This window comes from Edaphobacter dinghuensis (assembly GCF_014640335.1).
Taxonomy (GTDB): domain Bacteria; phylum Acidobacteriota; class Terriglobia; order Terriglobales; family Acidobacteriaceae; genus Edaphobacter; species Edaphobacter dinghuensis.
Genome location: NZ_BMGT01000001.1, coordinates 1,333,996 through 1,346,154, shown reverse-complemented (window position 1 = coordinate 1,346,154; position 12,159 = coordinate 1,333,996). Strand labels below are relative to the sequence as shown.

Here is a 12,159-nt window from a genome sequence, read left to right as displayed (position 1 = left end):
TTTCAGCAACCACCGCCACTATACTGCAAGGCACCTGCGCCTACGAAACAGCGATAAGATGAGAGCGTCAACTCAATCCCACCAAGGATGGTTATGAACCTGAAACGCAGAACGCTCCTCCCGCTTGCCCTTCTCCTCTTTTGCCTTTGCTGCTTCAGCACCAACAGCGCCTCCGCCGCATCGCCCGACCACTGGGTCGGCACCTGGGCCACCGCTCCCATGGCCCAGGACAATCACGAAGTACGAGTCGCCGCTGACACCACCTATCGCGAGATCGTCCACGTCTCCATCGGCGGCCCCGCCGTCCGCGTCATCCTCACCAATGAGTTCGGCGTCGGTCCGCTCACCATCGGCGCTGGCAACGTCGCACTCAGCGCGGGCGGCAGCGACATCAACACCGCCGCCTCGGCCCCTCTCACCTTCAACGGACGGCCCTCCATCGTCATTCCTGCAGGCGCCTTAGTGGTCAGTGATCCGGTCAATCTGAAGCTTGCTCCCACTTCTGATCTCGCCGTCAGCGTCTTCATCCCCGCACAGCCCATTCAGCAGGTCTCAGCGCATGGCTTTGCGGACCAGACCAACTACACCGCCGCCGGCAACGTCGTCAGCGCGAAGTCTCTCGATGCCCCGCAGAAGATCTACTCCTGGCCCTTCCTCAAAGGCGTCGATGTCCGAGCCGATAGCAAAGCCGCAGCCATCGTAGCCTTCGGAGACAGCATCACCGACGGAGCGCACAGCACCCGCGACGCCAACGCTCGCTGGCCCGATGTCCTCGCCGCCCGCCTCCAGTCCAACAAGGACACCGTTGATCTTGGCGTGCTCAACGAAGGCATCGGCGGTAACCGAATCCTGCACGACGACACCGGCCCCAGCGCGCTCGCACGCTTCGACCGCGACGTTCTCGCTCAGGCTGGCGTCAAGTACCTCATCATTCTCGAAAGCATCAACGACATCGGCCACGCCCAGGACCCTCGCCGTCCCTACGACGTGGTCACCGCTGACGATCTGATCGCCGGTCTCAGCCAGCTCGCCACCCGCGCCCACACCCACGGCATCAAGGTCTTCGGTGCGACGCTCACCCCCTATGTCGGCGCTGGCTACTCGTCACCCGCTGGCGAAGCTATCCGCGAAGCCGTCAACCAGTGGATTCGGACCACCAACCAACTCGACGGCGTCATCGACTTCGACAAGGCCACAAGCGACCCCGCCCACCCCAACGTCTTTCTGCCTGCCGACGACTCCGGCGATCACCTTCACCCCAACGATACCGGCTATAAAGCGATGGGCAATTCGATTGACCTCAAAATCTTCAAAGATAAATAGCCGCAAACGCAGCAATGGCAGGAGCATCGCTCCTGCCATTGCTTTTTAAATCGAACCCAAACTACTTCAGTTCATAACCGGCGAAGAAGTAGCCAATCTCAAACGCCGCCGTATCCTCGGCGTCGGAGCCGTGGATCGCGTTCTCCCCAATCGAAGCTGCAAACTTCTTGCGGATCGTACCTTCCTCAGCCTGCGCCGGGTTGGTCGCGCCCATCAGCTTGCGCAAATCGGCAATGGCATTGTCCTTTTCGAGCACCATCGGAAAGATGGGGCCGCTGGACATGAACTCCGTCAGCTCACCAAAGAATGGGCGAGCCGCGTGAACGTGATAGAAACCCTCGGCCTGAGCCTTGGAGATAGACAAACGCTTGATAGAAACGATCTTGAAGCCCGCCTTTTCAATCTCGGCGAGAATGGCCGCGGCATGGCCCTTACGGACCGCGTCCGGCTTAATAATGCTGAATGTACGCTGTGACAACGGAGATCTCCTCTGTGAATGCTTATATATCCAGTGTAAAACAATCAGGTAAAGCCACACCCACAAGCCAAATGCCCGTCTAAGGTAAGACTGGAGCCTGCCGCATGCGTAAAACAGCCTGGATATGGTTCGCCGGTTTCGCCGCCTGGGTCATCGACGGCTTTGTCAGCATCCATTACCACAACTGGCTGCACGCCCGTCTGGCCTTCATCGTGGCCATGGTCTTCTTCGCAGCTGCCCTGTTCTACCGCAAGCAGCCTCGCTGAATCACGCGGCTGCCTGCCGGTTGAACTAAGCTTTACCCAGCACCCGGGCCATTGCCTCGCCGATCTCGGAGGGGGTCTTCACCACAGTAATTCCGGCATCGCTCATCGCCTGCATCTTGCTCGCAGCCGTACCTTCGCCGCCCGAAATAATCGCGCCCGCATGGCCCATGCGCCGTCCCGGAGGCGCCGTCTGGCCGGCGATAAAGCCAACCACCGGCTTCTTCACGTTCTTCTTGATAAAGTCCGCTGCCGCCTCTTCTGCCGAACCGCCGATCTCGCCTATCATGATGATCGCCTCGGTTTCGGGATCCTCATTCAGCAGTCGCAGCGCCTCAATGTGGGTCGTCCCGATGATCGGGTCGCCGCCGATACCAATCGCGGTGGACTGGCCGATGCCGCGAGTCGTCAACTGATAAACAGCCTCATAGGTCAGCGTTCCCGACTTCGAGACGATACCGACGTTGCCTTCCTTATGAATCCGGCCCGGCATAATGCCGACCTTTGCCTTGCCCGGCGAGATCACGCCCGGGCAGTTCGGCCCGATCAGGCGCGACTTCGACTCCTTCACAATCTCCCACGCCTTCACCATGTCCAGCGTCGGAATGCCCTCGGTAATGCAGATAACCAGCGGAATCTCCGCGTCCACGGCCTCGAGAATTCCATCGGCAGCAAACGGCGGCGGCACAAAGATCACCGTAGCATTCGCGCCCGTCTCCTTCACAGCCTCTTCCACGGTATTGAAGACCGGCCATCCCTCGTGGGTCGTTCCACCCTTGCCCGGCGTCACGCCGCCAACGACATTCGTTCCATACTCTGCACAGCCCTTGGCGTGGAAGGTGCCTTCACGCCCCGTAATTCCCTGCACAATCAGCCGCGTATTCTTATCGACCAGAACTGCCATTACTTACCACCTTTCGCAGCGGCCACTGCAAGATCAGCGGCTTCCTTCATCGTTGTTCCCACTTCAAACTTCAAACCCGACTCTTTGAGGATGCGGCGGCCTTCTTCAACGTTTGTGCCTTCGAGTCGCAGAATAATCGGCACCTGCACATTCAACTTCTTCGCCGCAGCAACAACCGCCGTAGCCAGCACATCCACGCGCAGAATTCCACCGAAGATATTGATAAAGATCGCCTTCACGTTCGGATCGCTCAGCAGAATGCCAAAGGCATTCTCAATCTGCTCCTGATTCGCGCCGCCGCCAACATCAAGGAAGTTCGCCGCAGCGCCGCCAGCGTGCTGAATAATGTCCATCGTAGCCATCGCCAAACCAGCACCGTTCACCATGCAGGCAATCGAACCATCCAGCTTGATGTAGTTCAACGCATATTTGCTGGCTTCAACCTCGAGAGGATCTTCCTCCGACAGGTCGCGCAGCTCCTTCAAATCCTTATGCCGGAACATCGCATTGTCGTCGAAGTTGATCTTGCAATCGAGCGCCAGCAGCTTGCCATCCTTGGTCGTAATAAAAGGATTGATCTCCATCAGCGTCGAGTCGGTATCGACAAAGGCCTTATAAAGACCGGTCATAAACGCGACCGCCTGGTTAATCTGTGTCGGCTGCAATCCCAGCTTGAACGCCAGCCGCCGCGCCTGATATGGCTGAAACCCTACCGCAGGCTCGATGTACTCCTTATAGATAGCGTCGGGCGTCTTCGCTGCAACCTCTTCAATCTCCATGCCGCCGGCCTGCGAGGCCATAAACACCACCTTCGCCGAAGCCCGGTCCAGCACCAGTCCGAGGTAAAGCTCGCGGTCAATCGCCGATCCCTCTTCGATCAGCAGACGCTGCACCTTCTGCCCCTGCGGCCCGGTCTGGTGCGTGACCAACTGCATCCCCAGAATCGCCTTCGCCGCGGCGTTCGCGTCTTCCAGCGACTTCACCACCTTCACGCCGCCGCCCTTGCCGCGTCCGCCTGCATGAATCTGGGCCTTGACCACCACCGCCGCATTACCGGCAGCAAACAGGCTCTTGGCAGCCGTATCGGCCTGCTCCAGCGTGGTCGCCATCTCCCCATTAGGGACAGGAACGTTGTACTTGCGAAGAATCTCTTTTGCCTGATACTCGTGAATTTTCATAGGTATTGTCGCGATCTGCCTGCCTCTGAAGTGTAGCGGACGCCAATAAGCCGTCGCAACCAAATCTCGCACAGCAGTGCGGTTATCGTCCCGAAACCTAACTCCTTTTACCTATTGTTTACGAAGCCGTCCGCCGCCCTCGTAAAGCACAAATTGTGCCATTGATCTAAGATGCCTTCGATGAGCAAATATAGTCCTAACCATGAACTAACTCGCCGCGACCTTCTCCGCCTCTCCACCGCCGGAGCAACCGCCCTCGCCGCCAACCTCGCCTTTCCGCATCTTGCCTCGGCAGCGCAGCCTCCAAACCAATCAGCTCCTAACGCGACAAGCGCAAATCTCTACGCTCAGCTTCTGCAAACCTGGTGCGATGGCCTGCTGGTCCATCAGGAAACCTCCATCCAAAGTCCCTCCCTCCATGGAGCACTTCTCTGCCCCGCCTGCGCGCTCATCCACGGACGCTGCGGCGACGCCGTCTACCCGCTGCTGCACATGGCTCACACCACCGGCAACGAAAAATATCTTCGTTCTGCACTGCTCGTACACGACTGGTCAGAGCGGCAGGTAAGCCGCGCCGACGGCAGCTGGATCAACGATGTCACTCTCAGCTCCTGGCAAGGAATCACCGTCTTCCACGCTATCTCACTCGCCGAAGCGCTCCACCACCACGGCTCCATCCTCGATACTGCTACCCGTCAGCGCTGGACCGATCGCCTTGCCCGCGCCGCAAAGTTCCTCGACGGCTTCATCACCATCGAAACCGGTAACATCAACTACCCCATCACTGCCTCTTTCTGCTTCGCTCTCTGCGCCGAGGTCCTGGGCGCCCCTCACTACCTGGATCGCGCCCGCACTCTCGCCCACACCGCACTCGACTACTTCACTCCCAATAACCTCCTCTTTGGCGAAGGCCATCCGCAAACCGGGCTCTCGCCAAAACACTGCCGCCCCGTAGACCTCGGCTATAACGTAGAAGAATCCCTTCCCTCCCTCGCCCAATACGCTCTGCTCGCCAACGACAAAGCCGTCCTCGACCAAACCATCTCCGCTCTTCGCACCCACATGGAGTTCATGCTTCCCGACGGAGCATGGGACAACAGTTGGGGCACCCGCAACTACAAGTGGAGCTGGTGGGGCAGCCGCACCAGCGATGGTTGCCACCCCGCTTACGTCCTGCTCGCCGCACACGAGCCGCGCTTCCTCGAAGTGGCCCATCGCAACCTCGAGCTCATGGCCGCCTGCACCCACAACGGGCTCCTCTACGGTGGCCCCGACTATTTCGAACACGGCGACCTCCCCTGCATCCATCACACCTTCACCCACGCCAAATCGCTGGCCACCGTACTCGATAGCGCCGCCAGGCTCGAACCCGCCCCACGCCTGTCGCTTCCGCGCGAAGAAGCCTACGGACTCAAGACCTATCCCGAGATCAACACCCATCTGGCCGCCATCGGCGACTGGCGGGCCACCGTCACCGGCTACGACTGGGAGTATGTCGAAGATGTTCAACCCGGCCATGGTGGTGCAGCAGGCGGAGGCCACGCATCCGGCGGTGCCCTGTCACTGCTCTACCACCGCGACCTCGGCCCTCTCCTCACCGCCAGCATGACCAAATACCAGATGATCGAAATCTCAAACCAGCAGGCATTCCGCGACTCGCCGCACATGCCGCTCACCCCGCGCATCGAGTACGCACCTCACGAAACCTACACCAGCCTCAGCGACTTCAACGCAACTCTCACCGCCACCAGCTCTCCCACCCAAATCGACATCGATGCCCGTGGACAGCTACTCACCGCCGCGCACCAGCCTGTCCCCGATAGCGGCCTGGATTACCACCTCGTCTACAACCTCACCGAATCCTCTATCCAAATCACTGCCGAAATCGCGCCGAGCACAATCTCTGCACCATCCCTACGCTTCATTCTCCCTGTCATCGCCGGTTCCGACGAAACCGTCACCCAGCCCAGCCCCCAAACCATCCGCATCACCAAGCCAAACGGAACCCTGATCATCTACACCGACGCTCCACAGGGCTTCGAGCCCGTCCCACAACAACGCACCTTCAACCTCGTTCCTGGCTTCGAGTGCGCCCCGCTCGCCATCACCATGCGTGCAGGCCAGCCCATTCACATCAAGATGGAGGCTGCCGCGAAAAAATAACAGTGCGTCACCTGCTACGCTTAACTCAATGCCCCCGCAATCTCATCTCAAGCAGATCGTCGAAGAGCGCCAGACGCTCAACCGCGAGGCCGCACGCGCGCTCATGCAGCAGATCCTCGCTGGCGAACTATCGGAGATCCAGCTCGCCGCCACACTCAGTGCTCTCGCCGCCCGAGGCGAAGTCCCCAGCGAGATCGCAGGTTTCGTCGATGTGATGCGCGCCGCCGCAACTCCCGTCCCGCTCGACCCAGCCGAGCGCGATCTGCTCGTCGACACCTGCGGCACCGGCGCCGATCTCAGCGGCACCTTCAACATCTCCACCGCCGCCGCCCTCGCCGCCGCCGCTGCCGGAGCCTCCGTCGCCAAACACGGCAATCGCGCCGTCACCTCCGAATGCGGTTCAGCTGACGTCCTCGAAGCCCTCGGAATTCCCGTCGGCCTCTCCCCAGCCGAGGGCGCAGCCGCTCTGCGTAAACATCGGTTCGCCTTCTTCCATGCGCCCGCTCTGCACCCAGCCATGAAGATTGTCATGCCCGTCCGCCGCGCTATCGGCATCCGCACGATCTTTCATCTCGTCGGCCCGCTCTCCAACCCTGCCGGAGCCTCCGCACAGGTCATGGGTGTCTACGCCGCGCATCTTGTCCCCGTCGTCGCCGATACCATGGCCCTGCTTGGCACCCGCCACGCCTTCGTCGTGCACGGAATCGCCGAAGCTTCCGACGGCACTCACACCGGTCTCGACGAGATCTCCATCTCCGGCCCCAGCCAGATCGCCGAAGTCCGCAACGGAACCGTCACGCTCAGCACCCTTACCCCCGAAGACCTCGGCCTCGAACGAGCCTCTATCGAAACCCTTCGCGGAGGCAACGCCGAAACCAACGCCGCCATTCTCGAAGCCATCTTCTCCGGCGAACGCAGCCCCCGCCGCGACATCGTTCTGCTCAACGCCGCCGCCGTCCTCGTAGCCTCCGACCTCGCAGACACCCTCACCGAAGGAATAGCCAAAGCAGCCCACGCCATCGACACCGGAGCCGTCAAAGCCTTACTCGCCAACCTCCGCACCTGATAAGCCTTCCACTTCGATACAATCCCGCATAGCTCAAAATGCAGGAGAACCCGCATCGAAGTTCTATTGCCATCGCAAAACGAGCAGAGCACCCCGGGCTGGCAGTTCGCCGTCACCTCCGGCATCCTCGGCTGGGTTCTCGACGCCTTCGACTTCTTCGTCGTCATCTTCCTGCTCGACGCTCTCGCCGCGCACTTTCACGTCGAAAAGAGCGCCATCGTCTGGACCATCTCCATCACACTGGCCATGCGTCCCGTCGGCGCTCTCATCTTCGGCGCACTCGCCGACCGTTACGGACGTAAAAAACCTCTCATCGCGTGCGTGGTCTACTTTTCAGCCGCCACTACCCTAAGCGCCTTCGCCCCCAACTACATCCTCTTCTTCGCTCTGCGTGCGCTTTACGGCATCGGCATGGGAGGCTACTGGGGTATCGGCGCGTCCTTTGCCATGGAGAACGCTCCTCGCGAGCGGCGCGGCATTCTCTCCGGCATGATGCAGGGAGGCTACCCCTTCGGCTATCTCCTCGCGTCCGTCGGCATGATGACCATCGCGCCGCACTTCGGATGGCGTGCCATGTTCATCGTTGGCTCCTTCGTAGCAGTCGCCATCGTCATCCTCACCGTCCTCTCGTCCGAATCCGAAGCCTGGAAGATGCACCGCATGGGCTCTATCGGCAGCATCTTCAAGACACTGCTGCAACACAAGCGCAGCTTCTTTTATCTATTGATGGTCATGGCCGTCATGACCTGCCTCTCGCACGGCACGCAGGACCTCTACCCCGACTTCCTCAAGACCCTGCCCAGCATCAAACACGCCCTTGTCCTCGGCGTCCAACCGCTCTACGGAATCCCCATCCTCTACAACATCGGGGCCATTGTCGGTGCACTCTTCTTCGGCCAGATCTCGGAGCGGATAGGCCGCCGCTACTCCATCATCGCGGCACTCGTAGTCTCATTGCTCTCCATCCCCGCATGGGCCTTCGGTGGTTCTATGGCCATCCTTGTGCTCGGCTCCTTCATGATGCAGGCAGGAGTACAGGGAGCATGGGGCGTCATCCCCGCGCACCTGAACGAGCTCTCTCCCGACTCAGTGCGCAGCCTCTTCCCCGGCGTCGTCTATCAGCTCGGTGTTCTCATCGCCTCACCAGCGGTCTCGTTCGAGTTCCTCCTGCGCGATCACTTCGGTTATCCCTGGGCGCTCACTCTTTTTGAAGGCGTAGTCATAGTTGCACTCATCTTCGTCTTCGCCTTCGGCCCCGAACAGCGAGGCCGCAGCTTCCGCCAGCAGTAGGTAACAGGCCATACCTGCGTACAATTGATCTCGTTTTGAAGGAGGCCATTTGGATAAGCAATCACTCCAACAGAGCATGTACGACATCCACGAAACCTCCTCAGCGCCCAAAATTGCTCTCGTCGGCTCTGTCGCTCTTTGGGTCGTGCTTTCATGGTGGCTTTTACTTGATGGCGGCCTCACGCAGCTCGGTGCACACCTCGGCCATATGTGGCTTGCCAGCAGCCTGCTTCGTCGCGATTGTCTCCTGGCAGCATTTTCTATATATTGCCTCCGGCTCTACTTCACCACCTTCGTCTTCCTCAAGCGGGGAGTCACCTGGAGCGGAGCCATCACAGTCAGCCTTTGGGTACTCTTCATTTTTGTGACCATGTGCATCGGTGGCGGTATCCATGCAGCTCCTTTCGGTACTGCGGCCATTCTGGGCATCCTTCTCTTTCTCTTCGGCTCGTGGATAAACTCCTGGTCGGAATATCAGCGGCATGTCTGGAAGCGGGATCCTGATAACAAAGGAAAGCTCTATACCCAAGGGCTCTTTCGCATCTCCATGCATCCGAACTACCTGGGCGATGTCATTCTGTTCTCTGGCATGTCGCTCATAACGGGCGCGTGGTTCACCGCTGCCATTCCCGTCATCATGCTCGCCGGGTTTGTCTTTGCAAACATTCCTATGCTCGACTCGCACCTGCACGACCACTATGGCGCAGCCTTCGACGACTATGCAAAACGGACCAGCAAGTTGATTCCCTTTATCTATTGATAGATCGGCTTATTACACTTCTTGATCGATCGTTTCAAACGTCAAATACTCCTCACCCTGACTTGGCAAGTACAATCCTCCCTAGCCAAAGGAGAGCCTCATGTCCTCATACCCACCACCATCCATCGCCTTCGATCCCACCATGATCACCACCGCCCTCGAGCTGCCCGGCTACCGCATCGTCTGCAACTTGGGGGTCGTTCGTGGCATCGTCGTGCGTTCGCGCTCGATCTTCGGCACCTTTGGCGCGGGCCTGCAGACCATCCTCGGCGGCAACATCACCCTGCTCTCTCAGCTCTGCGAAAAGACCCGTCAGGATGCCTTCGCCATGATGGCCCAGCACGCCGCCGAGCACGGAGCCAACGCCGTTATCAGCTTCCGCTACGACGCCAACGAGCTGATGCAGGGAGTCACCGAAGTTCTCGCCTACGGCACCGCCGTCATCGTAGAACGCACCAGCCAAGGATAGATACGGACGCAAAATCCACCGCCAATCCCGCTACCATAGCCCAATGACCACCGTCCCAGGCCGCATTGAAGTGATTACCGGCCCCATGTTCTCGGGCAAGTCCGAAGAGCTGATTCGCCGCCTGAAACGAGCCAGAATCGCCCGTCAGCGCGTCGCCTGCTACAAGCCCGACATCGATCTTCGTTATCACCGCACTGCCATCGCCAGCCACAGCTCCCAGACCCACGACGCCACCACCGTCGCCACCGTTGAAGAGCTGAAAGCCGCATTGTTTCCTCAACTTAACGAGGTCGACGTCATCGGGATCGACGAGGCCCAGTTCTTCGACACGCGCCTCATCCCGCTCTCGGTTGAACTCGTCCACCTCGGCAAGCGAGTCGTCATGGCGGGTCTCGACACCACCTTCAACGCCGAGCCCTTCGGCCCGATTCCCGCCCTGATGGCGATCGCCGACGAGGTCACCAAGCTCTCCGCCGTCTGCATGGTCTGCGGCCAACCAGCGATTCACACCCAGCGGCTAGGACAGAGCCAGGAGCTTGTAGTCGTCGGCGCCGCAGGCGTCTACGAAGCACGATGCCGCGCCCACTTTCAACCCTTCACCGACGAGCACAACTCCGAGCAGCTAGAGCTTCACGACTTGTAAGCTGCCGCATCAGTGCGCCTGGAACATCTCCATCACATCTTTCTGGAGCGCCATCTGACTTGACGGGCGGCTGTAGAACATATGACCGCCAGGATATTCCTTGACCTGCACGCGGTTGGGGTCGCCCATCATCGGCATCTGATCGACAGTCAGGATCGAACCCATGAACGGGCAGGAGAGATCATTCCAGCCATGGACGATCAGCACATGCATCTTCGGATCGTTGGCGACAGCCTCGCGCAACTGCTCGACTGAGCCTTTGCGCAGCTCGTCACCGCCGTCCCACAACCGATTTACGTTGCCGCTCAACGCCTCGTAGCGCGCATCCGTCTTCCAGCCAACGGTCTGGGTCACGAAGTTGACCATTGCTGTCGTCGTTGGAGCGATGATGCTTTCGAGAATGGGATCGTTGCTGCGCTGATCCGGATCGTTCGGGAACGGGTCCCATGCGGTGACGTTGGGATCATAGCGGCTGCCGAGTTTTCCTTCGGAGCGATAGACCTCGCGCAGATAAGCCTGCGTCTCCAGACGACCGCCGGAGCGCTTGACGAAGACCGGATCGAGGCCAGTGAGTTCGGTCACGTGCTGAATCATCTTTTCGGTCGCCTCAGGGTTGGAGCGGCCTTCCATCAGCGCGGCAGCGTAGTCGGAGCGCGTGTAGGCGATGACCGGAGCCATGGCTTCTGCGCTCAGCTTGTGCTCGCGCTCCATGTGGGCGGCGACGATTGAAGGCAGCGTCATCATCCACGGCAGCGGCGAGAGATCGCCGTTGTCTTCAACCGTCGGATTCAGATAGGGCGAGACCAGAACGACTCCATTGAGAGCCACGCCGAGCTGAGTCTGTAGATAATGCGTGACGCGCGGGCCGCGGAAACCGCCGTAGCTCTCGCCGACAAAGTATTTACGCGAATCGAGACGGCCGTTTTTGACCAGCCAGTCGTAGACCATTCTTGAGAGATATTGGATATCGGGAACGGTGCTGTAAAAAAGCTTTTTGGTCTGGTCCTCGGAGACGAGCGAGCGGCTGTAGCCGGTGCCGATGGGGTCGATGAAGACCAGATCGGTGAAGCCGAGCCAGGTTCCGGGATTATCGGTCAAAGTCGCCGGATCGGAGGGGCTGTCGCCCTCTGCGCCGAAGGCTACATGTTTGGGGCCGATGGCTCCGAGGTTAAGGTAGACCGATGATGCGCCGGGACCGCCGTTCATCGCGAAGGTGACGGGGCGGTCTTTTCCTTGGACCGTGTATGCGGTGTAGACGACCTCTCCGACCTTCTTGCCATCCTTATCGTTCACCGGCAGCGTTCCTACCGTGACGGTGTAATGTAGCGGCTTGCCGTCGAGCTGCATCGTCTGCTCGACGTGCGCGTCTGCGGGCAAGGGAGCCAGATCAGGCTTGGGCTCGGCTGCTTTAGCTGGCGCAGGCTTCGCATCGGGAACATCCTGCGCGTTTGCCATCGGCAGCAGGAACAGGGTTGAGGCAAACGCGAGACACACCGCAAATCGGGACACCGAGGAAACTCGTGACGAGGTCATCTAATTAAACATACATCCCAGACTTTTTATAAACATACACATCACAGGCTTTTAGTACCATCTATCGCACGGCTTAGAACGACGTTCTA

Annotated in this window: 12 protein-coding genes; 8 read left to right on the top strand and 4 right to left on the bottom strand. The window is 59.6% G+C overall.

Annotated features, from left to right (window positions below):
• Nucleotides 1-93: 93 nt before the first annotated feature.
• Entirely contained in the window at nucleotides 94-1,323 is a 1,230-nt protein-coding gene (locus IEW09_RS05265) for an SGNH/GDSL hydrolase family protein (protein WP_188553042.1), read from the top strand.
• Nucleotides 1,324-1,384: 61 nt separating this feature from the next.
• On the opposite strand, the gene ndk is transcribed toward IEW09_RS05265, so the two are convergent.
• Nucleotides 1,385-1,801, bottom strand: coding sequence for a nucleoside-diphosphate kinase (gene ndk / locus IEW09_RS05260; protein ID WP_188553041.1), 417 nt, complete (start codon nucleotides 1,799-1,801; stop codon nucleotides 1,385-1,387).
• Nucleotides 1,802-1,905: 104 nt separating this feature from the next.
• On the opposite strand from ndk, the gene IEW09_RS05255 reads away from it, so the two are divergent.
• Nucleotides 1,906-2,067 carry a hypothetical protein gene (locus IEW09_RS05255; protein WP_188553040.1) on the top strand — a complete coding sequence of 54 codons (162 nt, stop codon included), beginning with the start codon at nucleotides 1,906-1,908 and terminating at the stop codon, nucleotides 2,065-2,067.
• A gap of 25 nt (nucleotides 2,068-2,092) precedes the next feature.
• On the opposite strand, the gene sucD is transcribed toward IEW09_RS05255, so the two are convergent.
• Both sucD and sucC read right to left on the bottom strand, forming a co-directional pair.
• Entirely contained in the window at nucleotides 2,093-2,968 is an 876-nt protein-coding gene (gene sucD / locus IEW09_RS05250; protein WP_188553039.1) for a succinate--CoA ligase subunit alpha, read from the bottom strand.
• A complete protein-coding gene (sucC, locus tag IEW09_RS05245; RefSeq protein ID WP_188553038.1) occupies nucleotides 2,968-4,146 on the bottom strand; it encodes an ADP-forming succinate--CoA ligase subunit beta in 1,179 nt (392 codons plus the stop codon). The genes sucD and sucC overlap by 1 nt, the downstream gene beginning before the upstream one ends.
• 180 nt (nucleotides 4,147-4,326) lie before the next feature.
• On the opposite strand from sucC, the gene IEW09_RS05240 reads away from it, so the two are divergent.
• From IEW09_RS05240 to IEW09_RS05215, 6 genes are all read left to right on the top strand, one after another.
• Nucleotides 4,327-6,309 (top strand): ulvan lysase-like protein, encoded by a 1,983-nt coding sequence (locus IEW09_RS05240; protein WP_188553037.1) that lies wholly within the window; start codon nucleotides 4,327-4,329, stop codon nucleotides 6,307-6,309.
• 28 nt (nucleotides 6,310-6,337) lie between these two features.
• The gene (gene trpD / locus IEW09_RS05235) at nucleotides 6,338-7,375 is read left to right on the top strand and encodes an anthranilate phosphoribosyltransferase (protein ID WP_188553036.1); all 1,038 of its coding nucleotides are present in this window, start codon (nucleotides 6,338-6,340) and stop codon (nucleotides 7,373-7,375) included.
• 66 nt (nucleotides 7,376-7,441) lie between these two features.
• Nucleotides 7,442-8,665: an MFS transporter gene (locus IEW09_RS05230; RefSeq protein ID WP_229739098.1), complete on the top strand. Its 1,224-nt coding sequence runs from the start codon at nucleotides 7,442-7,444 to the stop codon at nucleotides 8,663-8,665.
• A 49-nt stretch (nucleotides 8,666-8,714) separates the two neighbouring features.
• Nucleotides 8,715-9,425 (top strand): methyltransferase family protein, encoded by a 711-nt coding sequence (locus tag IEW09_RS05225; protein WP_188553035.1) that lies wholly within the window; start codon nucleotides 8,715-8,717, stop codon nucleotides 9,423-9,425.
• Between the two features lie 100 nt (nucleotides 9,426-9,525).
• Entirely contained in the window at nucleotides 9,526-9,894 is a 369-nt protein-coding gene (locus tag IEW09_RS05220; protein ID WP_229739097.1) for a YbjQ family protein, read from the top strand.
• 43 nt (nucleotides 9,895-9,937) lie between these two features.
• Entirely contained in the window at nucleotides 9,938-10,537 is a 600-nt protein-coding gene (locus tag IEW09_RS05215) for a thymidine kinase (protein WP_188553034.1), read from the top strand.
• Nucleotides 10,538-10,546: 9 nt separating this feature from the next.
• Here IEW09_RS05215 and IEW09_RS05210 read toward each other — a convergent pair whose 3' ends face one another.
• Nucleotides 10,547-12,046, bottom strand: coding sequence for a S10 family peptidase (locus tag IEW09_RS05210; RefSeq protein ID WP_229739096.1), 1,500 nt, complete (start codon nucleotides 12,044-12,046; stop codon nucleotides 10,547-10,549).
• Nucleotides 12,047-12,159: the final 113 nt, after the last annotated feature.